Below are 23,579 nucleotides of genomic sequence, written 5' to 3' on the forward strand. Positions count from 1 at the left end.
AATGAAATTATTCTAGTTTTTTTGAAATTTTGAAACCAGCTAACAATCCTAAACCTGCACAAATAAAAATGAAACTAGAATAAATAGGTCCTTTATCAATTTTAAACATGTTATCAGCTATTGAAGCTAATAGTATTCCTGTGCCAATACCAATCATTAGACAAGCTAAATTGATGATTACAATTTTCCACATAGGTATTCCAGAAGTGTTGTTTGAAAAAAAGATATTGGCGTCGGCTCCTTTTTCAATAAGTGCTAATCGTTCTTTGTTTCTAGTGTTTAAGAACAAATAAAAGATTCCAAAAATGGATAAAAACATAACTGGTACAATAATAATTTCTGATCCCATAACTTTTCGTTTTTTAATTGATTAAATTGAATGTGTTTTAACCTATGACGATAACAATTAAAATAAGGTTACACTTTTTTTGATTTTTTTTAAAATGATGTAACCAAAATAAACAAATAGCAGTCTTACTTATATATGATTAGTACGGAAGATCAAGTTTATATACAAAAAGTATTACAAGGAGATACGAATTCTTTTACTGTTTTAGTAGACAAGTATAAAGATTTGGTATTTACTATTGCTATAAGGATGCTTAAAAATAGAGATGAAGCAGAAGAAGCAACTCAAGATATTTTTATAAAAGTCTATAAATCGTTATCAAAATTTCAGGGCAATTCTAAATTTTCCACTTGGGTGTATAGAATTGCATACCATGCTTGTTTGGATATTTTAAAAAAGTATAAAAAAGAAAAACTAGCCATATCGTTGGAAGATTATAAAGGAAATGAAGTGTCAGAATTGGAAAGTGCTTTTCAAATATTAGTGCAACAGGAGCAACAAGAACTAATTCAAAAATGTTTGAATTTATTGCCTTATGAAGAAAGTATATTGTTAACGTTATATTATTATGAGGAGCAATCTTTAGAAGAAATTGCAAAAGTACTAAGTATCAGTTCAAATAACGCCAAGGTAAAACTATTCAGAAGTAGAAAAAAACTAGAAACTATTTTAAGAATGCAATTACCAACAGAAATTATCGAGAATTATGAAAGAAGAAATGAATACTGAAGATTTTATCAAGGGAATGATGCGTAAATCCCATTTAGAAACCCCTTCTGAAGGATTTACATTAAAAGTAATGCAACAAATTGAAAGAGAGGTAGTCTTTCAAAAATTGCATACACCTTTAATATCTAAAAAAACGTGGCTAATAATTACTGTTTTATTTGCCGTTTTCTTATGTGTGGCATTTTATTTTTTAGGAAATACAGAAGCTAATAAAACATCTACATCTGTTTTTCAAAATGTATTTCAAAATAACTGGAATCAGTTGTTTTTAAGAATTAGGTTTTCAAAAACACTTACTTTTTCTTTAGTTCTGTTTTTTATATTTAGTCTTCTGCAAATGTTTTATATAACTTCTTATCTGAATCGAAAGACAAAATTATAATGCAAAATAAATTGATAATAAATGAAAGAAAAACAATTGTTTGCTTTTTTTGTAACCGCAATTTGTTTTTTTAAGTCTAAAAAAGGAATCATCATCAATCAAAAAAAATATGAGAACAGTTACAAGTCTTTTTCTGATTGCTTTTTTAGCTTTTCAGACAAATAGTTATTCGCAAGTCGCTACATCTAAAATAGATAGTATTATTGGTCAAACCTTTAAAGAAAATGAGCCTGGAGGCGTTTTTTTAGTAGCTAAGGGTGAAGAAATTCTCTATAGAAAAGCTTTTGGTAAAGCCAATTTAGAATTAGAAGTTGCCATGCAACCTGATTTTATTTTTGAAATTGGTTCTATGACAAAACAATTTACTGCGGTTGCTATTGCCATGCTACAAGAACAAGGAAAATTAGATTTTGAAGATGAAATTGTAAAATATATTCCAGATTACCCCACTCAAGGTAACAAAATTACAATCCACCACTTGTTAACGCACACTTCTGGGATTAAAGATTTTACAAAAATAAAGACCATTAATGAGATTGCTAAAAAGGACTTGTCACCGCAAGAATTGATTGCTTTTTTTAAAGAGGAACCGATGGATTTTAAACCTGGAGAAATGTATAAATACAATAACTCAGGCTATGTTATTTTAGGTTCTATTATTGAAATTGTTTCGGATCAATCCTATGCGGAATTTATTGAAGAAACTATTTTTAAACCTTTAAAAATGATTTCTTCCTCGTATGCAAGTCATAAAAAAGTAATTAAAAAAAGGGCTTCAGGCTATCATTTGAAAGAAGAATTTGTCAACAATACATTTATTAGTTTCAGTTTACCATATGCTTCAGGATCCTTATTGTCTACTGTTGATGATTTATTAAAATGGCAAATAGCTCTTGAGGCAAATACATTGGTACAACAAAAAACAAAAGAGATGATTTTTAAAAACTATACTTTAAATAATGGGGAAGAAATAGGGTATGGATACGGTTGGCATATTACAAAAAGAGATGAAAGTCTTTCTTATGAACATGGAGGTAGTATTTTTGGATTTAAGTCGATGGCTGTATATTTACCTGATGAAAAGATTTACGTAATAGGATTAAGTAATTGTGATTGTCATTCCCCTACCAATATAGTTAAAGATGTTGCTTCTATCTATAAAGATTACTAAATAAAAAGGAAACCCTAAAATGGTTTCCTTTTAAATATAGTATCTGTTATAATATTAAGATAAAGCTTCTTTTATTCTACGTAATGCTTCTTTTAATAAGTCTTCACTAGTTGCATAAGAAAAACGAATGCAATTTGGGTTTCCAAAAGCTTCACCTGTTACAGTAGCTACATTAGCTTCTGCTAAAAGATACATAGAGAAATCAGTAGCGTTTTCGATTTTAGTGTTTTTTAATGTTTTACCAAAGAATTCCGATACATCTGGGAACACGTAAAATGCACCTTCAGGAACGTTAATTTTTAAACCTGGAATTTCACGAATTAATCCTACAACTAAATCCCTTCTTTTGTGGAAGGCATCTACCATGTGGTTTAATACTTTTGGATCTGCTTCCACAGCTGTAATAGTTGCTCTTTGCGCAATACTATTAGCTCCACTCGTTACTTGTCCTTGGATTTTAGTACACGCTTTTGCAATAAATTCAGGGGCACCAATGTAGCCAATTCTCCATCCTGTCATGGCAAATGCTTTTGCTACTCCATTAACGGTAATAGTTCTTTCTTGCATTCCTGGGATGGAACCAATACTACAAAATGTTCCAGAGAAATTAATATGTTCGTAAATTTCGTCAGAAACCACATAAATATTAGGGTGTTTTTCTAAAACCTTGCAAATGGCTGTTAATTCTTCTTTGTTATAAACTGAACCACTAGGGTTACAAGGAGAACTAAACCACATCATTTTTGTTTTCGGAGTAATTGCTTTTTCCAATTGTTCTGGAGTTATTTTGAAATCACTTTCTACAGAAGTTGGTACTTCAACTGGTGTGCCTCCCGAAAGTTTGATGATTTCAAAATACGATACCCAATAAGGAGCTGGTAAAATCACTTCGTCTCCTTCGTTTAGCATTACCTGAGCAATATTATATAAAGATTGTTTAGCACCTGTTGAAACTACAATATTAGCTGGTTTATAATCTAAATCATTATCACGTTTGAATTTTTTACAAATCGCTTCTTTTAATTCAACATAACCGTCAACAGGACTATAGGTGCTGTAATTTTCATCGATTGCTTTTTTGGCAGCTTCTTTGATGAAATCAGGAGTGTTGAAATCAGGTTCGCCTAAACTTAAGCTTATGATATCTTTTCCTTGTGCTTTTAATTCTCTGGCTAAAGCGGCCATTGCTAGTGTTTGCGATGTAGATAAATTGTTAATTCTATCTGATAATGCGTTCATTGTGTAGTTTGTTATTTATAGTTTATAGAAAAGACGCGATCTCTCGCGTCTCAATTTTATGCTAATTGTGGTTGCTGACCTAGTTCCTTGAGATGCTTAAAGTGAGCTATAATGGCACTTCTCATTGTTCTGTATTCATAGTAAGGTAAGTTGCATTCTTTAGCGGTTTGTTTTACTATTTCTGCAATTTTTCCATAATGAATGTGGCTTATGTTTGGAAAAATATGATGTTCTATTTGATGATTTAATCCACCTGTATACCAATTTACAATCCAATTTTTTGGAGCAAAATTAGTTGTAGTGAATAATTGGTGAATAGCCCAAGTGTTTTCAATTTCACCTGTTTCAGCAGAGGGAACAGGATTCGTCGTTTCTTCCACAACATGCGCTAGTTGAAAGATGATACTTAAAATTAAACCCGCAGTATAGTGCATCACGAAGAAGCCAATTAGTACTTTCCACCAAACGATTCCCATTACCATTGGAATTACTATCCAAATGGAAAAATAAATAATTTTTGTAATAACTAAAGTTGTCCATAAGATTTTTGGACTTTTTAATTTACCATATGAGAGATTTCTTTTTAAATACCCGCTCATTTGTTTAAAATCAGTTGTTAAAGCCCAATTGAATGTTAATAATCCGTATAAAAACACAGAATAATAATGTTGGAACTTATGGAATTTATACCACTTCGCTTCTTTGGTGAAACGTATAATTCTTCCTGCATCTAAATCTTCATCATGACCTGGTATATTCGTGTATGTATGATGTAAAACATTATGTTGTACTTGCCAGTTGTATACATTTCCTGCTAAAATGTAGATACTGCCTCCCATAAATTTATTGACCCAAGATTTGGTAGAATAGGAACCGTGATTACCATCATGCATAACATTCATTCCTACACCAGCCATACCAACACCAATAGTGATGCTTAAAAGTAAATACACCCAAAAAGGCATTTGTAATGAAATTAAAAAGAAATAAGGCGCTAGGAATAAAGTAAACATTATAATTGTTTTTAAATGCAACTTCCAGTTCCCTGTTCTTTTTAAGTTTTTTTCTTTAAAATAATCGTTTACTCGTTTATTTAAAGTTCTGAAAAACTTAGCGTTATCTGTTTTTGAGAAAATAGGGGTTTTTGTATTCATTATTTTTTATCTAAAGCTTTGTTTGTGACCAAAGATAATAATTATCTCTATTAGACTACCTATTTTAACCTAATTGTTTGTTAAAAAATGTATTTTTGCAACAAAAAAAAGCAATGGAGTTAATTTTAAAATATTTCCCAAATCTTAGTGAGCATCAAATAAAACAATTTGAGATGCTGAAAGACTTGTATGAAAATTGGAATTCGAAAATTAATGTAATTTCAAGAAAAGATATTGAGGAATTGTATGTGAGGCATGTACTGCATTCTTTAGGGATTACAAAAATTTTAGAATTTAAAAAAGGAAGTAAGATTATGGATGTGGGAACAGGAGGAGGCTTTCCAGGAATTCCATTAGCGATTATGTATCCTGAAGTTGAATTTTATCTTATTGATGTAATTGCAAAGAAAATAAAAGTTGTTCAAGAAGTAGCTAAAGCTTTAGAGTTAAAGAATGTGGTTGCGGAACAGAAAAGAGCCGAATTGGTAAAATGGAATTTTGATTTTATTGTAAGTCGTGCCGTTACTAATATGCCTGATTTTGTGAAATGGGTTGCTGATAGAACTGTCAAAGATTCGAAACACGAATTGAAAAATGGAATCTTATATTTAAAAGGCGGTGATTTAACAGAGGAATTGACTGCTTTTCCGAATGCGGTTCAATATAATTTAGCTGATTTTTTTGAAGAAGATTTTTTTGAAACTAAAAAAGTAGTCTATTTGCCTTTAAAACATAAGAAATAATATATTTCAAATAAAAAACGCTATCATATTCGATAGCGTTTTTTATTTAAAATATCTTTTAATTTCCTAAGAACGGATACCTGTAATCTTCTGGAGTAACAAAAGTCTCTTTTATTGTTCTTGGAGAAACCCATCGTAATAAGTTCAATACCGAACCTGCTTTGTCATTTGTTCCAGATGCTCTAGCACCACCAAAAGGTTGGCAACCTACAACAGCACCAGTTGGTTTGTCATTAATGTAGAAGTTTCCTGCACAATTTTGTAATGCTACAGTCGCTTCTTCAATGGCAAATCGATCGGTACTAAACACGGCTCCGGTTAAAGCGTATTCAGAAGTTTCATCTACTAATTTTAGGGTTTCTGACCATTTTGCATCTTCGTATACATAAATTGTAACTACTGGGCCAAATAATTCAGTTTCCATAGTGGTATATTTTGGATTTGTAGTCAAAATAACCGTCGGTTCAATAAAATATCCTTTTGATTTGTCATAGTTTCCACCAAAAATAACTTCTGCATCGGCATCTTTTTTAGCTTGATCAATGTAAGAGGTTAATTTATCGAAAGAACCTTCATGAATTACAGCGGTAATGAAATTTGACATATCTTCTGGAGATCCCATTTTCATTGATTTTAAATCGGTTTCCAATTGATTCTTCACTGCAGGCCATAAACTTTGTGGAAGATAAACTCTTGAAGCGGCACTACATTTTTGACCTTGGAACTCAAAAGCGCCTCTTGTAATACCTGTGGTAACTTGTTTCGCATTTGCAGATGGGTGTGCAATGATAAAATCTTTACCACCAGTTTCACCTACAATTCTAGGATAGGTTTTGTAGGTATTAATGTTGTTTCCAATTTTAGCCCAAATATCTTTGAATACATGGGTGGAACCCGTGAAATGAATGCCTGCAAAATCTGGACTAGCTAAAATAGTATCTGTAATCATGATAGCATCACCAAATACTACATTGATTACGCCATTTGGTAATCCTGCTTCTTTGAAAATATCAATAATTACTTTTGCAGAAAACACTTGGCTATCACTTGGTTTCCAAACTACTACATTACCCATCATGGCAGCACTTGCTGGAAGATTAGCTGCAATAGCTGTAAAGTTAAATGGAGTAATAGCATAGATAAAGCCTTCTAAAGGGCGGTGTTCTAATCTGTTCCATGTTGAGGAATCAGAATTAGGTTGTTCCTTGTAGATTTGTGTCATATATTCCACATTGAAACGTAAGAAATCGATTAATTCACAAGCTGCATCAATTTCGGCTTGATGAATCGTTTTAGATTGTGCAATCATTGTGGCTGCATTAATTTTTGCACGATAAGGTCCAGCAATCAATTCGGCAGCTTTTAAAAATATAGCGGCTCTATTTTCCCATGACATGGCTGCCCATTTTTTTCTGGTTTCAAGAGCATTATCTATAGCTTGTGTAATATGTGTTTTTTCTGCTAAATGGTAAGTTCCTACAATATGTTTATGATCATGAGGAGCAGACATGGTGCGTGTGTTACCCGTTTTTATTTCTTGGTCACCAATGTATAATGGAACCTCAATTTTAGAATTCCACATTTCTTTGTAAGCATTTGCAACTGCTTCTCTTTCTTTTGAGCCAACTGCATATGTTTTAACGGGTTCATTTACAGCTTTTGGAACGTTAAAAAATCCTTTTAACATAAGATATTATTTTTAATGAATTAGTATATGTTGATGGGCAAATTTAAGAAAAAAATAATGGATAGTAGGCAACAATTGTTGCAGAAAAAAGAGTGCTAAAATTAATTTAAAGCAAAAGGAGCACTAAACTTAAAAGTAGGAATGATAACTCTAAAACTTTTGGTAGTTGTAAAGTTAATCATGTTGTAAAAACCTTTCATGGCTCCAATAGGAGAAGATAACAAACAGCCAGAGGTATATGTGTGTGTTTCACCTGGTTTTAAAACTGGTTTTTTTCCAACGACTCCTTCACCGTCAACAATTTCCTTGTTATTAAGAGCATCGTAAATTTCCCAATGTCTAGTGTTTAATTGTACTGAATCTTTACTATGGTTTTCAATTTTTATTTCGTAACTGAAGGCAAAGTGAATCTTGTAGTTTTTGAAGTAAGTACCTTCAAAACTAGTCTGAACAGAAATTTTAATGCCTTTTGTTATTTGTGTTACCATTTTAAAATAAAAGTATTCCTAAGAATATCATTATCAATGATGAAATTAATAAAAATATACCAAATAGTGGGTTCAAAATTATGAATTTTAAAACGGTTTTCCAACGATTTTGTTGATAAAAATTACGTAGTGATCGATAAAGGTAATATGGGAATATGAATAATGTACTTATGGCAATTAAAAATTCAGAGATAGTTTCGCTAAAAAGGGCAATACTATTAAATAATATGAGGCATATAAAAAGAAATGTGAAAAAAGTATAGGAAAAAATTAAATGTTCGGTATAATTTATTTTTTTGGAATAAAAAACCATCCAAAAGATAATGGTGATTATTGGTAGAGATAAAAATATTAAAAAGGGTAGTTTTTGATAAAAATATTCTGCTAATTCATTTTTGATGTTATTGGTCTTAAATAAAATAGATTTATTATACAAAAAATGATTTAACTGTGTATCGTCATAGCCTAATTCCTTTAGTGCTTGAGCGGTTGTTTTGTTAGGGTATTTAATATGAAAATTTCGAAAAGAACTAAATTTATAATAGAAGCCAATCGAACTTTTGTCTAATTCTTCTTTGGTGTAAATAGAATCTTTGTTTAGATTTTTATACTCTTTAAGTTCATTCTTTAATTGAGATGCATTTGAAAAAGCCAAACTATCTTGACCAACTGCTGCAATTTCTTTAGGATTATTAATATTGACAGTATTGTTGTTCTTGGATTGAGAATCAGAAAATTTCTCTGCTAAACTTATCGTTAAAAAAAGCAAGATTGAAACACTTAGAAACAAACGGAATGGATTTGCATATTTTTGTCTTTTCCCTTCGTTGAATTCTTTGGCTAAAACACCAGGTTTAGTAAACATGGAAACTATTGAATTTCTTAATCTTGAATCATAAGCATAGAAATTTGATAGAAATTCTTCGATAAAATCGGATATAGTAAGTCTTTTAGTGGAATTCAATTGACCACAATGGTGACAATATTTTTCGCTACTGTCTAATGGCGTTTCACAGTTTAAACATTCGTAACCACGATATTGTTTGAATTTTCTTTGAATCATTAGTTTCTTATTCCTTCGCTATTAGTGTTTGAAATGCCTATCACGCGATGATAACGATCATTGTTTCCTTTGTAATATACAATTACAGTATAATTGTTTTCGGTTTGGTAATAGTTCCCATCAAGGGCATTTTGATAATCAATTTTTTTATTTTTATCTAAAAGAGTGTACTGATAATTAGTATAACCTTGTTTGATTAAAATGGCTTTTTCAAATAGTCCAGATTCTTCATTGTAGGTCATTTTATTCTCTTCGTTTGTGGCGTAATTATTGAACATGCCAGTGATGTAGATGGATTCATTGTGAAACATATTAGGTGCGTCAAGGCTAAAATATACCCAAGAATAATCTGCTTCGACTTCTGAGTTTTCTGAATTACTGTTTAGGACAATAAAGTTTCCGTTGAAATCAGGAAAATAGGTATATATCCCATTTTTTCTGGCTTTGTTAACATAAAGGTGTGAATTGTAAATATCTCCAGCCGTTACTCTAGAAACCGTATTGTTGGTTACTCTAATTTGAGAGTTGTCGAGTGTGTAAAATTCATTACCAGCCCAAAATTGGGTTTCTTTGTTATATTTGTAAATCAATTCAGAACCAATAGTGTATTGGGGTTTTATATTTGAAATTTGTTCTTTCCAATTTCCATTTTTAAAAATTGTAATTTTTACATTTTGAATTGGGTTTTGAAGCAATAGATCTCCGTAATTGATTGCAATTTCAATGTTTTGTTTTTCATTTAAACTTTCAAAATCACGGGCTCTACGCACTTCGGTTGCTACCTGAACTTCTTCTTCGTAAATGATGAATTTTCTTGAAAAAACAAGCTCTTGTTCGTCGTTGAAGATTTTTATGATATAATTTCCGCTTTTAGTTATACGATTGTATTTGTTTGGAAATTGTTGGCGATAATGCGAATACAGTTGGAGTGTGTTAAAAGAATTTTCATAGGTGATTATTCTTTGGTTGTCCAATCCAGTTAGGTATTCTACTTTGGCTAAAGTAGTTGGCGTCCAATCATAATTGTATTGAGTTATGGTGTAATAGTAATCTGCTTCATTTCCAAATAAATCATCAAATTGTAGTTCAAAAGTTTCACCTAATCTAAAAAAAGGTAATACGTTTTTATTGTTTTGAACAAACGAAATGGTTTTGATGTTGTAAGGAGGTTCAGTTTCGCTTTCACTTTGTGCATAAATAGCTGTAAAAGAAAGAAAATAAAAGAGTAAGATAATTTTTTTAATCATCATGTTTTTTGTACTTTTTGTAAAAATAGTAAATCTCTAAATAGTAGCGCAAAATTTATGCTGTAATGGATATTTTTTGATAATTTAGAATAAGTATAAATAATGAAAATCAATTGCTATATTTTTGGAGTAGTGTTTCTTAATTAATTAAATTTGCACGTTTTATAAAATAGTACTAACCATATCTTCAATAAACATGTCAAAAGACATTCGAATTAAAAAAGGTTTAGACCTTAAGTTGAAGGGTGAAGCGGAAAAACAACTTTCAAATGCTACCCGATCGAAAGTCTATGCTATTAAACCTTCTGATTTTCATGGGGTCACTCCTAAGATGATTTTAAAGGAAGGAGCTGCTGTAAAAGCTGGTGAAGCCATCTTTTTTTCTAAGAAAGATGAAGCTGTAAAGTTCGTGTCACCGGTAAGTGGAACCGTTCAAGAAATTATTCGTGGAGAAAAAAGAGTTATTCTAGAGATTAGAATACTTGCTGATTCTCAAGATGTCTACGTAGAGCATAGCAAAATAAATCCAAAATCTTCGTCGAGTTCTGAAGTTAAAGAACATTTGTTAGCTTCTGGTTGTTGGCCATTCATTAAACAACGTCCGTATGATGTTGTTGCGAATTCGGCAGATACACCAAAAGCTATTTTTGTTTCTGGAATACATTCAGCACCATTAGAAGGGGATTTAAATTTTGTTTTAAATGGAAAAAAGGAGGCTTTAGAAGCTGGCTTTGCAGCCTTAACAAAGTTAACTTCAGGAAAAGTTCATGTAACAGTGGATTCAAAAGCTGATTTTATGCCTTCTGTGGAAGGAGTTGTGGTGCACAAAGGGCAAGGTGTACATCCTGTAGGATTAGTCTCTACTCAAATTGCTAAAATTGACCCTATCAATAAAGGTGAAAAAGTTTGGACTGTTCAAATAGAAGATGTAGCCGTTATAGGTGAATTGTTCTTAACAGGAAAATTTAACGCAGAAAGAATAGTTGCTTTAACAGGTACTGGTTTTGAAAGACCTTCTTATGTGAAAGCTTTAATGGGTGCTCAAATTAATGATGTTGTTGCTGGAAATTTAAAAGAAGGTAATTACAGAATTATTAGTGGAAATGTTTTAACAGGTGATAAGAAAACTAAAGATGCTGCTTTAGGGTTTTATCATAATCAAGTTACTGTTATTCCAGAAGGTGACGATTACGATTTCTTTGGTTGGAATATCCCTAGACCTAATAAATTTAGTGTTTACAGAGCTATGATGTTCTCTTTTTTAACACCAAATAAAAAATACGACTTAAATACAAATACAAACGGAGAGCACAGAGGTTTTGTGTTAACTGGAGAGTATGAAAAAGTTTGTCCGCTTGATATTTACCCAATGCAATTATTGAAAGCTATTTTGGTTAAAGATATTGACCAAATGGAAGCTTTAGGTATTTATGAAGTTGCTCCTGAAGATTTTGCTTTAACAGAATTTGTTGATGTTTCAAAACAAGATCATCAGAGAATTGTGAGACAAGGATTAGACTTAATGATTAAAGAAGTAGGTTAATCCCTTTAAGAAATTTAAAATCACAAAAAATGAGTTTGAAACAAAATTTACATAATTTAAAAGAAAAGTATCGCGGTACTAAAATGGAACAATCGTTCAACGCGTTGCACACTTTTCTTTATATGCCTAACATAACAACACATTCTGGTTCACATGTTAGAGATGCTGCCGATTTAAAACGTGTAATGAACACGGTTATTATGGCAATGGTTCCTGTTTTATTATTCGGAATGTTTAATGCAGGTTACCAAATGAATGGACAAATTAATGGTTTTGAAGCTGTTGATTTTTTCACATTAGACAACTTTTTAGTTGGATTGAAAAAGATACTTCCATTATTAGTAGTTTCTTATGGAGTTGGTTTAGGTATTGAATTTATCTTTGCTACGGTTAAAAAACACGAAGTGGAAGAAGGGTATTTAGTAACAGGTATGTTAGTGCCTCTTATTGTTCCTATCGATTTACCTTTATGGATGTTAGCTGTTGCAGTTGCATTTGGAGTAATTATCGGTAAAGAATTATTTGGTGGTACAGGTATGAATGTCTTAAATCCAGCATTAACAATTCGTGCATTTTTATTCTTTAACTGGGCAGCATGGATGTCTGGAGATAAAGTTTGGGTGCATGGTGCTGTTGATGGTTTAAAAGCTTCAAATGGTGTTGATGCTATTTCTGGAGAAACTATTTTAGGAGCTTTAGCTCAAAATAAACCACTTCCTGAGCATTGGGATGCAATGAACTCATTCTTTGGATTCATTCCTGGTTCAGTTGGAGAAACTTCTACTTTTTTAATTGTATTAGCTGGTTTGTTTTTGATTTTTACAGGAATTGGAAGTGCGCGTATCATGATTTCTGCAGTTATTGGTGCCGCAGTAATGGGATTAATCTTTAATGGATTAGTAGATTCTGGAGCTATCGTAGAAGGAAGTAAGTTCTATGGTCTAATGCACTTACCATTTTGGCAACACTTATTAATAGGTGGTTTGGCTTTTGGTATTGTATTTATGGCAACAGATCCTGTATCAGCATCGCAAACGAATACAGGTAAAATCATTTATGGATTCTTAATCGGTTTATTCTCTATATTAATTCGTGTTTTCAATCCCGCTTATCCAGAAGGGGTTATGATGGCAATTTTATTAATGAACGTATTTGCTCCTACAATTGATCATTATGTTGTTCAGGCAAATGTGAAGAGAAGAATGAAACGATTAAAACTTAAAACTGCTTAATTATGTCAACAAAACGTACAGATTCAAACATATATACTATTGTATTCGCAGTAATATTAGTAGTAGTGGTGGGTTCTTTGTTGGCATTCTTTGCAAATGCAACAAAAGACATGCGTGTTAACAATGATAAAGTTAAAACGCAATTAGATATTTTAAGTTCAATAGGAGTAGAAGCAACTCGTGCGAATGCAACAGAGATGTTCAATCAATATATTAAAAAACAATTTGTTGTTGAAGGAACAACAGCTACAGAGGATGCAGAAGCTTATTTAATTGATGTTAAAAAAGAGCAAAATGCGGCTAAAGAAGGTAAAACGCAACGTTTGCCTATTTTTGAAGCGGTAAAAGATGGAAAAACCATTTACATTGTTCCTGTAAGAGGTAACGGTTTATGGGATGCCATTTGGGGATATGTTGCTCTTAATGATGATTTAAAATCAATTTATGGTGTTTTCTTTGACCACAAAGGTGAAACGCCAGGTTTAGGAGCTAATATTACGGAGCCTTTCTTTAAAGATGATTTTAAAGGTGAAATGATTTATGGCCCATCTGGAGATTTTAAATCGGTAACGGTTTCTAAATCAAATGGAGATCCTAATAATACAGACAAAACGGATAACGAAGTGGATGCAATTTCCGGTGCTACAATTACTGGAAATGGTGTAACAGCTATGTTGAAAAAAGGTTTAGGTTTGTATTTACCTTACTTTGAAACCCTTAAAAAATAAAACTATGGCAGATACTAAAACAAAAGAAAAAGAGCCATTGTTCTCAAAAAAGAATCTTGGACTAGTAAAAGATCCTTTAGCAGATAATAATCCAATTACGGTTCAAGTATTAGGTATTTGTTCTGCTTTGGCAATTACAGCAGAATTAAAAGCTTCTGTTATTATGGCTTTATCGGTAATATTCGTAACAGCTATGGGTAACGTAGTGATTTCATTAATGCGTAATATCATACCCAATTCCATTCGTATTATTACTCAATTAGTGGTAGCGGCAACATTAGTAATCTTAGTAGATTTAACTTTGAAAGCTTTTGTACCCGATTTAGCAAAAAAATTATCAGTTTTCATTGGATTAATTATTACGAACTGTATCATCATGGGACGATTTGAAGCATTCGCTTTGGGTAACACACCATGGAAATCATTCTTAGATGGTATTGGAAACGGATTAGGATATGGAGTTATCTTGGTAATTGTTGGTTTTTTCCGTGAATTATTAGGTTCTGGTGACTTATTTGGTCTAGGAAAAACATATTTAGGACACCCTTTACTAGGAAATCCAATTAAAGGCGAACTTTCAGGTTTATATGCCTTAGGATATGAAAACAATGGATTCATGTTATTAGCACCAATGGCTTTAATTACATTGGGACTAATTATTGGTTTCCAACGTTCAAGAAATAAAAGTTTAATTGAAGAAACACACTAAGAAATGGATTTATTACAATTATTTTTAAAGTCAATTTTTATTGATAATATGGTATTTGCCACGTTCTTAGGAATGTGTTCTTACTTAGCGGTTTCTAAAAAAGTTTCTACTGCTGTAGGACTTGGAGCTGCGGTAATCTTCGTTATGTTAGTAACGGTACCATTAAACTACTTATTAGATCAATACTTGCTTAGACCAGGAGCTTTAGTATGGTTAGGGGATGAGTATGTAGATTATGATTTAAGCTTTTTAACGTTCATTTTATTTATTGCAACTATTGCGACAATGGTTCAATTAGTAGAAATGATTGTGGAGAAATTTGCGCCTGCTTTATACAATTCATTAGGTATTTTCTTGCCGTTAATTGCTGTAAACTGTGCGATTTTAGGAGGATCTTTATTCATGCAACAAAAAGAATTTAATAATATTACGGAGGCAACAGTTTACGGTGTAGGTTCTGGTATTGGATGGTTTTTAGCAATTTTAGCGATTGGAGCCATTCGTGAAAAAATCAGATATTCTAATGTGCCACCTGCTTTCAGAGGATTAGGTATTACTTTTATCTTGACAGGTTTAATGGCTATCGGATTTATGTCTTTCGGTGGAATGTTAACAGGTGGTGATGAAGCTCCTAAAAAGGAAGTTGTGGAAGCAATTCCTCCAACTGAAATGAAAGAAGTGACTCCAGTTGAAGAAGTAAAAACGGATTCGACTGCTGTGGAAACTGTAAAAGATTCATTAACCGAAATAGCACAAAATTAATTATGATAGCATTAGAAGTAAGTACTACAGGTTTAATTTTAACAACAGTAGTTGCCTTTTTGGTTTTATTATTGGTTTTAGTAGCGGTTATTTTGTTTGCTAAAGCAAAATTAGTTCCTTCAGGACCTGTTAAAATTAAAATCAATGGTGAAGAAGAAATAGAAGTAAATTCAGGAAGTTCTTTATTATCTACATTAGGAAGTTCAAAAATATTTTTGCCATCTGCTTGTGGAGGTGGAGGAACTTGTATTCAATGTAAATGTAAAGTCTTAGAAGGTGGAGGAGAAGCTTTGCCTACTGAAACTCCTCATTTCAATAGAAAAGAATTAGCAGAAGGTTGGCGTTTAGGATGTCAGGTGAAAGTAAAAGGAGATATGAAAATTGAGGTGCCTGAAGAAGTATTCGGTATCAAAAAATTTGAAGCAAAAGTATATTCTAATTACAACGTGGCTTCTTTTATTAAAGAATTCATTGTGGAGTTACCAGATGATATGCACTATGAGCCAGGCGGATATATTCAAATTGAAATTCCTAAATGTGAAGTTAAATATTCGGATATAGATATTACAGCACACCCTGTTGAACATCCTGGTGAACCAGATAAATTCCAAGCAGAATGGGATAAATTCAATTTATGGCCATTAGTAATGAAAAACGATGAGTTAGTTGAAAGAGCTTATTCTATGGCTTCTTACCCAGCTGAAGGAAGAAAAATTATGTTGAATGTACGTGTGGCAACTCCACCTTGGGATAGAAACATCAATGGATGGGCAAAAGTTAATCCTGGTGTGGCTTCATCTTATATTTTCTCAAGAAAAGCGGGAGACCCAGTGGTGGTTTCTGGTCCTTATGGAGAGTTCTTTATTAATGAATCAGAAGCTGAAATGTTATATGTAGGTGGTGGAGCTGGAATGGCACCAATGCGTTCTCACTTGTATCATTTATTCCGTACTGTAAAAACAGGAAGAAAAGTAACCTATTGGTATGGTGGACGTTCTAAGAGAGAGTTATTCTATACGGATCACTTTAGAGCTTTAGAGAAAGATTTCCCTAACTTTAAGTTCTATCTTGCCTTGTCAGAACCATTACCAGAAGATAACTGGAAAGTAAAAGACGGAATCAATGGAGAAGGAGATGGATTTGTTGGATTTATTCACAATGTGGTAATTGATAACTATTTATCTCAACATGAAAACCCAGAAGATATTGAATTGTATTTTTGTGGACCTCCAATGATGAACAAAGCCGTTCAAAAAATGGGAGAAGATTTTGGATTAGATCCTGAAAATATTAGATTTGACGACTTTGGTGGATAATCTAAAAATAATAAATAAAAACCGTTCTTATTTTAGAACGGTTTTTTTATTTCTACCCAATCAATTTGTACTTTTGTAGTATGGAAGAATTAACAGAACAAGAATTGCATCAAATTGCTATGAGCCATGTGGGGAAAGACTTAGAAAAAAATGGTTTTGAGTTTATAGCCATTAATAGTCAATTAAAAAAACATCCTCAATTTGTTTGTGTTGATAAGAAAACAAATACCCTTCACTTTGTAATGGTTCAAGCTGTTCCTTATCCAATTAACCCTGATGAACCGAATGTTTTATTTATAGAAACATTTATAAATCATGCGAAAACCAAAAACGCCAAAGTTTTATTTGCAGGTGTGGGTATAGCTAACGCGGATGATTTTGAAAAACCAATATACAGAAATTCTGATTATATAATTAATTACAATGGATATCAAACCCTTTTATAGTTACCTATTATTTCTTTTTGTTTTGATTTCTTGCCAAGATAAAAAAGAAGAAGCAACAAACGATTTTTTTATAATTCAGGGAGAAGCACAAGGTAGTACCTATAGTATAAAATACATCGCAAAAGAAGAAATTGTTGTTAAAAGTCAGATTGATTCCTTACTTACAGCTTTTGATTTATCGTTATCTACCTATAGACCAGATTCTAAAATAGCAAAGCTGAATGCTGGAGATTCAACAATAGTTGTGGATGATTTATTTGTCGAAACCTTCCGTGCATCGAAACAAATTTTTCTAGAAACCGATGGTTTGTTTGATCCAACTGTAGGAGTTTTAATTAATGCGTATGGTTTTGGTCCAAGTAAAAAGCATCAAAATGTATCTCAAAAAGAAGTGGATAGTTTGTTGCAATATGTAGGCTTTAATAAAGTACAATTACAATCAGATTTGACTATTTCTAAGCAATATTCTCAAACTTATTTCGATTTTAATGCTATTGCTCAAGGTTATTCTGTAGATGTAGTAATCGATTTTTTAAAAGCCAAAGGAATTAAAAATGCAATTGTTGAAATAGGAGGCGAATTGGTAGCAATAGGTAGTAATACCATCGATCATAAAAAGTGGGTTGTAGGAATAGATGATCCTTTGCAAGAGCCCAATCAAAGAAAGTTAATTGTTACCATTGGAATTGAAAATCTAGGTATGGCAACTTCAGGAAATTATCGAAAAGTAATTACAGATTCTATTACTGGAGAAAAATTTGTTCATATTATTAATCCTAAAACAGGTAAAAGAGAAAAAAACAATATTTTAAGCGCTACGGTTTTAGCTCCAAAATGTGTTATGGCAGACGGTTATGCAACTGCTTTTATGTTGATGCCTTTGGAAGATATACAAGCTTTTACAGAAAAGCATACTGAGTTATATATTATGATTTTATATGCAGATGACAAAAATCAATTGCAGCAATTTACGACACCAAATTTTCAAAAATTACAATTAAAATAATGTAATGGTTTATTATTCTAAAATGTAATTAATATTGTCAAAAATTTCTTCTGGAATTGTATTTTCAATAATAGCGTCTGAAATATCTTTTTTATTTTGTTGTAATTGATTTATTTTTTCTTCTATTGTGTCTTTCGCTATAAATCGAACCACATTGACTTGGTTTTTTTGACCGATACGATGTGCTCTTCCAATGGCTTGTAATTCTGCAAAAGGGTTCCACCAAGGGTCTAAAAGGAGAACATAGGAAGCTTTTGTCAAATTTAAACCCGTTCCGCCTGCTTTTAAAGAAATAAAGAAAAGTAATTGAGAGTCTTCTTCTTGAAAAGCAGCCACTTGTTTCTCTCGATCTTTTAAAGGGGTATTACCAGTTAAAAGACAATAGTTAATTTTTTGTTTCTCACACCAATCGGTATAGATTTTTAAATGAGAAGTGTAGGAACTAAAAATTAATGTTTTTTGTTGGGCTTGTACCAATGTTTCTATATAAGCCGTTACATCTGAAAATTTACCTGAATCCATTTCTTCACCAATTAAAATAGGATGATTCGCTAATTGTCGTAATTTAGATAAGGCATTGAGAATGGAAATTTTGGAATTTGACTTGGCTTCTATAGCATTTATTTTTTTATCAATTAAATAGTTTCTGATAATTGATTTTTCATTGTCATATAGTTTGGCTTGTTGCTCACTCATTTCAGAATAAAATAGTTGCTCAGAAATTTCAGGTAAATCTTGAGCTACTTCCATTTTGGTTCTTCTCAATAAATAAGGATTAATCAGCGACTTTAATTCTTTAATTTTTTGAACATCTTTTTGTTTTTCAATTGGTTTTTTAAAATAAGTGTCAAAAAAAGTAAAGCTGTTTAACAAATTAGGATTTACAAATTGCATTTGACTCCATAAATCACTCAAGGAGTTTTCTATTGGAGTTCCGCTTAAAGATATTTTATGAGTGGCATTTATGGTATTGATGGCTTTGTAAATCTTAGAATTTCTGTTTTTTATTTGCTGACTTTCGTCTATAATTAAAAAATGAAACGGGATTGTTTTTAGTATAGCAATATCTTTCAATAACAAGCCATATGAAGTAAAAACTAAGTCTACTTTGTCTAATTTTTTACGTTTTATTTTTCGATCTAAACCGGTATAATTTAATCGTGTAAAATGAGGTGCAAATTTTTTGGTTTCATTAAACCAGTTATAAGTTAAGGAGCTAGGAGCAACGACTAATGCTTTTAACTTTTTTTCTTTATTTTGAGCTGTACTAAATAAATCCAATGAAGATTCGTCTTCTTGTACTGTTGAAAAATCCTCTTCAAAACGGGTAAAAACAAAATCCAAATAGGCTAATGTTTGAATGGTTTTTCCAAGCCCCATGTCATCTGCCAAACAGGAGCCAAGTTCCAATTGATAATTTTTTACCAACCAATTCACGCCTTCTTTTTGATAGTTTCGAAGAGATGCTTGAATGTTGCCAGTTGTATCATAAGGAATAATTTCTTTATTGAAAGAATTATTTTCTGTAGCGATTCCTGTTTCTTCTAATAATGTAAATTGGTTTTTCTGAATTTGGATTAAATGATTCTTTTGTTTCCCAAAATCGGTTAGTGGTTTATATTTGCTAAACCACTCATCTGGTATTATAAAAATACTCTCATCTGGAAGTTCATAAAAACGATTGCCTGATTTCAAATAAGGAATAATTGCAGAAAAGGGTAAGGTGTGAGAGCCTATTTCAATGGTCATTTCAATGTCAAACCAATCTTTGTTTTCTACAAAATGGGACGCAATTTTATAAGTTGCGGTATTGATTAACTTACCGTTTATATTCCAATCGATAGAGATATTTGTATTTACAATTTTATCTTGCTTAGTTATTAATGCCAATATATTGTAATATTCTGAAACTTCATTAATGGCATTGGTGAACGATGCAAACTTTGAATTTAGAAATAATAATCCGTTAGCTTCAAGCTCTTTTACAAATGCAGCTTCTTGTTTTTTATTTCGAACGGTTTGAAGCACGGTAAACTCATTATTTTCATTATAATTCAAACTAATATGTGAGTTTTTTTCATCGGTAATTGAGAAGGTGTAATCTTCATAAACAAAAAAAACTTCTAACAGATATATTTTATGTGTAATTGATAAGCTAGGCTTTATAATGCAACCTTTACAAGAACTGTCTTTTATAACACTAAATCCATCCGCTTCAATAGGAACTTTTTTTATCACATTCTTGATGAATTTATTAAAGTATTCAATACTGTTTTTATTTGGAATGATAACTTCTTTCTTTTGTAAAAAAGGTTTTAATTTATTTCCATTAATATGTTGAATATGATATATTTTTCCGTCGAAAGTAATCCAAGAGGGTTCGTTCATTACAATTTTTAACTCTTGTTTAAAAGGGAAAAATTCATTTTGGTTATCCAATAAACTCAAACGGTAAATCAGGTTTTCGGTTGTCTTGGAAAAATAAAATTTGGGTTCCAATGGCGTTGATGCAAATACCAGTTGTTGTTTGTTAAAAACGTCTTTTTTGTTTAAATCAATACTTAAAGGAATAGTTGTAGATGATATTAGTTTAAAAAAATTTTCCATGGAAAAAGCAACAAAATGAGAGACCAGTTTTTTTACTTTTGCATCACTTAAAAGCAGTTCTAAACGCTTCGCTTCTTTATTTTTAATTTTGTATTTTGAAAGTATTTGTTTGGGAGTCAGTTTATCACAAATGCTTAATAATTGCTGTTCGATTGCATTTAATTCAATTTCAGATTCTGCAATGGTTTTGGAGTTAGCAATTTTAATGATATAAGATAAAACACCTTCATTTTGCTCAACAATATAAGCAGAAGGAGTGTAGGTTTCTAAAATGGGATGATAAGATAAATCAAATACTAAAGCATGATTTGTCTCTTTTGAAATGGGCATATCTAATTATTTAAAGCAAACTGGGATGATTTCTCCTTTGGCTAAACAGTATTTTTCTACTAAATCATTAGAAAGTGTTTGGGTGTAATCTACTTCTTTTACATGGAAACCAATACTCCTTAATTTATCAAAATAATCGCGTCCATAAACTCTTACATGGTCATATTGTCCAAATATTTTGGCACGCTCTTTTGGATCCGTAATGCTATCGTCAGAAAAAGTAGTAGCTCGAGATAAATCTTGAGGAATTTGAAAGATTCCCATTCCACCAGGTTTTAAAACGCGATATAATTCTTGCATTGCTTTAGTGTCATCTGGAATGTGTTCTAAAACATGATTGCAAAAAATAATATCGTACGTGTTGTCTTTAAAAGGTAAATTACAAATATCTGCTTTTACATCTGCGAGAGGTGAAAGTAAGTCGGTAGTGGTATAGTAAAGGTTTTTTTGCTTTTTGAATCGTTTGTAAAACTCTTGTTCTGGAGCAAAATGTAAAACTTCTAATTTTTTTTCAGAGGTAAAGAAATTCGTCTCATTTTGGAGGTATAACCAAAGTAAACGATGTCTTTCTAAAGATAATGTACTTGGAGATAAAACATTATTTCTTTGGGTACCATAACCATAGGGAAGAAACATAGAAAAACTTTTTCCGTCTATTGGATCTGTATACTTGTTTCCTTTAAGTACGAAAGCAATAATAGGTCTCACAAAAATACTCAATCGAATGAGTAGCGGTCGAGGAATAGTATTGAGGATAAACTTGAAAATCTTTTTCATGTATAGTTACTTTGATAGAAGCATAGTTAAAATTACAATACCTCCTATAAGAATTGACAAAATGATATATACCAATAAGGCTAAACCCCAAAATTTCAAAATAGCAACAACAACTTGCTTCGCATTTAAATGGTACAATTTCTTAAAAACATAGATACTAAAACAAACCGAAAATAAAATTTGTATGGTAAAAAACGGTGAAGGTTGGTGTAGAAGGTGTAATAATAGAATTTGTATGAGTATGGAAACATATCCAATATTCGTTTGCATGTACGAATTGAATACCAAATGCTCAAAGAAATTATTTCCTTTTCTTTTAAAGGTAAGATAGGTTAATAAGGAATATATGGGAATTGTTAAGATGATGATAAAATTATAGTAATTATAGAATGAACTATAGAACTTTTTCATATCTATTTGAGGTACATTAGGATCAGTAGCACCTTTGTTAAAATTAGCTGTAAAATCATAAATGTCAGGCAAGGGAAACAACTTATAAAAAAGTACAGCTACTGTGGTATATAAAATTAAATAAGAAAAGGGCTGAAAGTATTTTTTTCTAGCACCATTAATATATGCTTCTAAAACATCCTTGGGTTGTTTGAATAAACCTATAAAAGTTCTCCAAAAATTGTTGTCCCAGCTCAAAAAAGGGCCAACAAATTCTTCCATAGTTCCTTTAAAAGATAATCGATCATGAACTATTTTTGCCCCACAATTGGAACAAAATTTATCCTGATCCTCTAATAGGTTGTCACATGTTTTACAGTTCATGGTGTTTGTTTTATATCGGAAAGTAATGGGTTGATTTCTTTATAAAATTATAATACGAATGCTTGTTGTCTTAACCCTTCTTCTTCATTACTCGTAATTCCTAAAGCATCATAGATATAGGCAAAAGTAGAAAGTAATTCGGGTTTTCCATCGACAATAGCCACATCATGTTCAAAATGCGCACTAGGTTTTCCATCAGCTGTAGTAATGGTCCAACCATCTCTATGTTGAATAATGTTTTTAGTACCCATATTAATCATCGGTTCAATAGCAATAACCATTCCGTTAACTAATTTTTTACCCCTGCCACGTTTGCCATAATTTGGAACTTCTGGGTCTTCATGCATTTTTCTTCCTAGACCATGACCACATAACTCTCGAACCACTCCATAACCGTGTTTTTCGCAATATTGTTGAATGGCAAAGCCAATGTCTTCTACTCGGTTGCCCACTTTAGTGGCACGAATACCTTCATAAAGTGATTCTTTGGTTACTTGAAGTAATTTTTTGGTTGCCGCCTCTACTTCACCCACTTCAAAAGTATAGGCATGATCTCCATAGAAACCATTTTTATAAGCACCACAGTCTACGGAAATAATATCACCTTCTTGGAGAGGAGTATTATTTGGAATACCGTGCACCACTTGTGTATTTGGACTCATACAAAGAGAATTGGGAAAACCATACATGCCTAAAAATGCAGGTTCAGCACCATGGTCTCTAATGTACTCTTCTGCAATTTTATCTAAATATAGCGTGGTTACACCAGGTTTAATTTCTTTGGCAATTATACCTAATGTTTTAGAAACAATTAGGGCACTTTCTCGCATTAATTCAATTTCTTCTTTCGTTTTTATAACAATCATAATAATCCAATTCAAAAAGCAAAAATACAATTTTATATGGTATTTTTTAAGGTATTCTAAATACTAGAAAAATTTTCTGAGAGAATAAATATATAATAGAATTAAAATTGATTCTAAAAGCGTGACTAATTAGTTATAGATAGGTGAGATTAAAAAACGAACTTATTAAAATTAATTAGGGAAGTACAAAAAACACTTCATTTTTTGTTTTAATTAACTAGAAGTAATTTG

23 protein-coding genes are annotated in these 23,579 nt (G+C 31.6%); 12 read left to right on the top strand and 11 right to left on the bottom strand.

Features of this window, described 5'->3' with window-relative positions; all coding sequences use genetic code 11:
* Nucleotides 1-7: 7 nt before the first annotated feature.
* Nucleotides 8-349: a DUF6249 domain-containing protein gene (locus NHF47_RS05410; RefSeq protein WP_252763974.1), complete on the bottom strand. Its 342-nt coding sequence runs from the start codon at nt 347-349 to the stop codon at nt 8-10.
* Nucleotides 350-484: 135 nt separating this feature from the next.
* On the opposite strand from NHF47_RS05410, the gene NHF47_RS05415 reads away from it, so the two are divergent.
* The 3 genes from NHF47_RS05415 (at nt 485) to NHF47_RS05425 (ending at nt 2,631) form a co-directional block, all read left to right on the top strand.
* Complete coding sequence (locus NHF47_RS05415; RefSeq protein WP_252763975.1) at nt 485-1,078, top strand: RNA polymerase sigma factor; 594 nt, start codon at nt 485-487, stop codon at nt 1,076-1,078.
* Nucleotides 1,056-1,460 (top strand): hypothetical protein, encoded by a 405-nt coding sequence (locus NHF47_RS05420; RefSeq protein WP_252763976.1) that lies wholly within the window; start codon nt 1,056-1,058, stop codon nt 1,458-1,460. The genes NHF47_RS05415 and NHF47_RS05420 overlap by 23 nt, the downstream gene beginning before the upstream one ends.
* A 109-nt stretch (nt 1,461-1,569) precedes the next feature.
* Nucleotides 1,570-2,631: a serine hydrolase gene (locus tag NHF47_RS05425; protein WP_252763977.1), complete on the top strand. Its 1,062-nt coding sequence runs from the start codon at nt 1,570-1,572 to the stop codon at nt 2,629-2,631.
* Between the two features lie 54 nt (nt 2,632-2,685).
* Here the strand turns inward: NHF47_RS05425 and NHF47_RS05430 are convergent, their stop codons facing one another.
* Together NHF47_RS05430 and NHF47_RS05435 are read right to left on the bottom strand one after the other, a co-directional pair.
* Nucleotides 2,686-3,870, bottom strand: coding sequence for a pyridoxal phosphate-dependent aminotransferase (locus tag NHF47_RS05430; protein ID WP_252763978.1), 1,185 nt, complete (start codon nt 3,868-3,870; stop codon nt 2,686-2,688).
* 56 nt (nt 3,871-3,926) lie between these two features.
* Nucleotides 3,927-5,024: an acyl-CoA desaturase gene (locus tag NHF47_RS05435; protein WP_252763979.1), complete on the bottom strand. Its 1,098-nt coding sequence runs from the start codon at nt 5,022-5,024 to the stop codon at nt 3,927-3,929.
* 113 nt (nt 5,025-5,137) lie between these two features.
* Here NHF47_RS05435 and rsmG point away from each other — a divergent pair, with 113 nt between their 5' ends.
* Entirely contained in the window at nt 5,138-5,767 is a 630-nt protein-coding gene (gene rsmG, locus NHF47_RS05440; RefSeq protein WP_252763980.1) for a 16S rRNA (guanine(527)-N(7))-methyltransferase RsmG, read from the top strand.
* A gap of 58 nt (nt 5,768-5,825) precedes the next feature.
* Here rsmG and pruA read toward each other — a convergent pair whose 3' ends face one another.
* The 4 genes from pruA to NHF47_RS05460 form a co-directional block, all read right to left on the bottom strand.
* Complete coding sequence (pruA, locus tag NHF47_RS05445) at nt 5,826-7,454, bottom strand: L-glutamate gamma-semialdehyde dehydrogenase (RefSeq protein WP_252763981.1); 1,629 nt, start codon at nt 7,452-7,454, stop codon at nt 5,826-5,828.
* A 101-nt stretch (nt 7,455-7,555) separates the two neighbouring features.
* Nucleotides 7,556-7,942 carry a Co2+/Mg2+ efflux protein ApaG gene (gene apaG, locus NHF47_RS05450; RefSeq protein ID WP_140997123.1) on the bottom strand — a complete coding sequence of 129 codons (387 nt, stop codon included), beginning with the start codon at nt 7,940-7,942 and terminating at the stop codon, nt 7,556-7,558.
* 1 nt (nt 7,943) lies between these two features.
* A complete protein-coding gene (locus tag NHF47_RS05455; protein ID WP_252763982.1) occupies nt 7,944-9,005 on the bottom strand; it encodes a DUF3667 domain-containing protein in 1,062 nt (353 codons plus the stop codon).
* Nucleotides 9,005-10,255, bottom strand: a complete 1,251-nt coding sequence (locus tag NHF47_RS05460; RefSeq protein ID WP_308219258.1) for a DUF5103 domain-containing protein — start codon at nt 10,253-10,255, stop codon at nt 9,005-9,007. The genes NHF47_RS05455 and NHF47_RS05460 overlap by 1 nt, the downstream gene beginning before the upstream one ends.
* 193 nt (nt 10,256-10,448) lie before the next feature.
* On the opposite strand from NHF47_RS05460, the gene NHF47_RS05465 reads away from it, so the two are divergent.
* The 8 genes from NHF47_RS05465 to NHF47_RS05500 all read left to right on the top strand — a co-directional run bounded on the left by NHF47_RS05465 (nt 10,449) and on the right by NHF47_RS05500 (nt 17,994).
* Nucleotides 10,449-11,795, top strand: a complete 1,347-nt coding sequence (locus tag NHF47_RS05465) for a Na(+)-translocating NADH-quinone reductase subunit A (protein ID WP_252763983.1) — start codon at nt 10,449-10,451, stop codon at nt 11,793-11,795.
* Nucleotides 11,796-11,824: 29 nt separating this feature from the next.
* Complete coding sequence (locus NHF47_RS05470) at nt 11,825-13,027, top strand: NADH:ubiquinone reductase (Na(+)-transporting) subunit B (protein WP_252763984.1); 1,203 nt, start codon at nt 11,825-11,827, stop codon at nt 13,025-13,027.
* A gap of 2 nt (nt 13,028-13,029) precedes the next feature.
* A complete protein-coding gene (gene nqrC / locus NHF47_RS05475) occupies nt 13,030-13,755 on the top strand; it encodes an NADH:ubiquinone reductase (Na(+)-transporting) subunit C (protein ID WP_252763985.1) in 726 nt (241 codons plus the stop codon).
* A gap of 4 nt (nt 13,756-13,759) precedes the next feature.
* Nucleotides 13,760-14,464: an NADH:ubiquinone reductase (Na(+)-transporting) subunit D gene (locus NHF47_RS05480; protein ID WP_140997117.1), complete on the top strand. Its 705-nt coding sequence runs from the start codon at nt 13,760-13,762 to the stop codon at nt 14,462-14,464.
* Nucleotides 14,465-14,467: 3 nt separating this feature from the next.
* Nucleotides 14,468-15,226 carry an NADH:ubiquinone reductase (Na(+)-transporting) subunit E gene (gene nqrE / locus NHF47_RS05485; RefSeq protein WP_140997116.1) on the top strand — a complete coding sequence of 253 codons (759 nt, stop codon included), beginning with the start codon at nt 14,468-14,470 and terminating at the stop codon, nt 15,224-15,226.
* A 2-nt stretch (nt 15,227-15,228) separates the two neighbouring features.
* Nucleotides 15,229-16,542: an NADH:ubiquinone reductase (Na(+)-transporting) subunit F gene (nqrF, locus tag NHF47_RS05490; RefSeq protein ID WP_252763986.1), complete on the top strand. Its 1,314-nt coding sequence runs from the start codon at nt 15,229-15,231 to the stop codon at nt 16,540-16,542.
* An 80-nt stretch (nt 16,543-16,622) separates the two neighbouring features.
* Nucleotides 16,623-16,988, top strand: coding sequence for a Na(+)-translocating NADH-quinone reductase subunit F (locus tag NHF47_RS05495; RefSeq protein ID WP_252763987.1), 366 nt, complete (start codon nt 16,623-16,625; stop codon nt 16,986-16,988).
* Nucleotides 16,966-17,994, top strand: a complete 1,029-nt coding sequence (locus NHF47_RS05500; protein ID WP_252763988.1) for an FAD:protein FMN transferase — start codon at nt 16,966-16,968, stop codon at nt 17,992-17,994. Before NHF47_RS05495 ends, NHF47_RS05500 begins: the two co-directional genes overlap by 23 nt.
* A gap of 12 nt (nt 17,995-18,006) precedes the next feature.
* Here the strand turns inward: NHF47_RS05500 and NHF47_RS05505 are convergent, their stop codons facing one another.
* From NHF47_RS05505 to map, 4 genes are read right to left on the bottom strand one after another with little or no spacing between them, the layout of a single operon-like run.
* On the bottom strand, nt 18,007-20,931 hold the full coding sequence (locus NHF47_RS05505) for a DEAD/DEAH box helicase (protein ID WP_252763989.1): 2,925 nt from the start codon (nt 20,929-20,931) through the stop codon (nt 18,007-18,009).
* Between the two features lie 6 nt (nt 20,932-20,937).
* Entirely contained in the window at nt 20,938-21,708 is a 771-nt protein-coding gene (locus NHF47_RS05510) for a class I SAM-dependent methyltransferase (protein ID WP_252763990.1), read from the bottom strand.
* 6 nt (nt 21,709-21,714) lie between these two features.
* Nucleotides 21,715-22,482: a DUF3667 domain-containing protein gene (locus tag NHF47_RS05515; protein ID WP_252763991.1), complete on the bottom strand. Its 768-nt coding sequence runs from the start codon at nt 22,480-22,482 to the stop codon at nt 21,715-21,717.
* Nucleotides 22,483-22,529: 47 nt separating this feature from the next.
* Entirely contained in the window at nt 22,530-23,348 is an 819-nt protein-coding gene (gene map / locus NHF47_RS05520; protein WP_252763992.1) for a type I methionyl aminopeptidase, read from the bottom strand.
* Nucleotides 23,349-23,579 lie beyond the last annotated feature (231 nt).

Origin of the sequence: Flavobacterium sp. NRK F7, from assembly GCF_024054195.1 — a bacterium.
Taxonomy (GTDB): Bacteria; Bacteroidota; Bacteroidia; order Flavobacteriales; family Flavobacteriaceae; genus Flavobacterium.

Excerpts from the sequence above, each read along its gene's own strand:
- NHF47_RS05430 (WP_252763978.1), bottom strand. The coding sequence starts at position 3,870 with ATGAACGCATTATCAGATAGAATTAACAATTTATCTACATCGCAAACA.
- NHF47_RS05495 (WP_252763987.1), top strand. The coding sequence starts at position 16,623 with ATGGAAGAATTAACAGAACAAGAATTGCATCAAATTGCTATGAGCCAT.
- NHF47_RS05500 (WP_252763988.1), top strand. The coding sequence starts at position 16,966 with ATGGATATCAAACCCTTTTATAGTTACCTATTATTTCTTTTTGTTTTG.
- NHF47_RS05425 (WP_252763977.1), top strand. The coding sequence starts at position 1,570 with ATGAGAACAGTTACAAGTCTTTTTCTGATTGCTTTTTTAGCTTTTCAG.
- NHF47_RS05420 (WP_252763976.1), top strand. The coding sequence starts at position 1,056 with ATGAAAGAAGAAATGAATACTGAAGATTTTATCAAGGGAATGATGCGT.
- NHF47_RS05465 (WP_252763983.1), top strand. The coding sequence starts at position 10,449 with ATGTCAAAAGACATTCGAATTAAAAAAGGTTTAGACCTTAAGTTGAAG.
- map (WP_252763992.1), bottom strand. The coding sequence starts at position 23,348 with ATGATTGTTATAAAAACGAAAGAAGAAATTGAATTAATGCGAGAAAGT.
- NHF47_RS05410 (WP_252763974.1), bottom strand. The coding sequence starts at position 349 with ATGGGATCAGAAATTATTATTGTACCAGTTATGTTTTTATCCATTTTT.
- pruA (WP_252763981.1), bottom strand. The coding sequence starts at position 7,454 with ATGTTAAAAGGATTTTTTAACGTTCCAAAAGCTGTAAATGAACCCGTT.
- NHF47_RS05435 (WP_252763979.1), bottom strand. The coding sequence starts at position 5,024 with ATGAATACAAAAACCCCTATTTTCTCAAAAACAGATAACGCTAAGTTT.
- NHF47_RS05470 (WP_252763984.1), top strand. The coding sequence starts at position 11,825 with ATGAGTTTGAAACAAAATTTACATAATTTAAAAGAAAAGTATCGCGGT.
- NHF47_RS05460 (WP_308219258.1), bottom strand. The coding sequence starts at position 10,255 with ATGATGATTAAAAAAATTATCTTACTCTTTTATTTTCTTTCTTTTACA.
- NHF47_RS05515 (WP_252763991.1), bottom strand. The coding sequence starts at position 22,482 with ATGAACTGTAAAACATGTGACAACCTATTAGAGGATCAGGATAAATTT.
- NHF47_RS05505 (WP_252763989.1), bottom strand. The coding sequence starts at position 20,931 with ATGCCCATTTCAAAAGAGACAAATCATGCTTTAGTATTTGATTTATCT.
- nqrC (WP_252763985.1), top strand. The coding sequence starts at position 13,030 with ATGTCAACAAAACGTACAGATTCAAACATATATACTATTGTATTCGCA.
- NHF47_RS05415 (WP_252763975.1), top strand. The coding sequence starts at position 485 with ATGATTAGTACGGAAGATCAAGTTTATATACAAAAAGTATTACAAGGA.
- nqrE (WP_140997116.1), top strand. The coding sequence starts at position 14,468 with ATGGATTTATTACAATTATTTTTAAAGTCAATTTTTATTGATAATATG.
- NHF47_RS05510 (WP_252763990.1), bottom strand. The coding sequence starts at position 21,708 with ATGAAAAAGATTTTCAAGTTTATCCTCAATACTATTCCTCGACCGCTA.
- nqrF (WP_252763986.1), top strand. The coding sequence starts at position 15,229 with ATGATAGCATTAGAAGTAAGTACTACAGGTTTAATTTTAACAACAGTA.
- NHF47_RS05480 (WP_140997117.1), top strand. The coding sequence starts at position 13,760 with ATGGCAGATACTAAAACAAAAGAAAAAGAGCCATTGTTCTCAAAAAAG.
- apaG (WP_140997123.1), bottom strand. The coding sequence starts at position 7,942 with ATGGTAACACAAATAACAAAAGGCATTAAAATTTCTGTTCAGACTAGT.
- NHF47_RS05455 (WP_252763982.1), bottom strand. The coding sequence starts at position 9,005 with ATGATTCAAAGAAAATTCAAACAATATCGTGGTTACGAATGTTTAAAC.
- rsmG (WP_252763980.1), top strand. The coding sequence starts at position 5,138 with ATGGAGTTAATTTTAAAATATTTCCCAAATCTTAGTGAGCATCAAATA.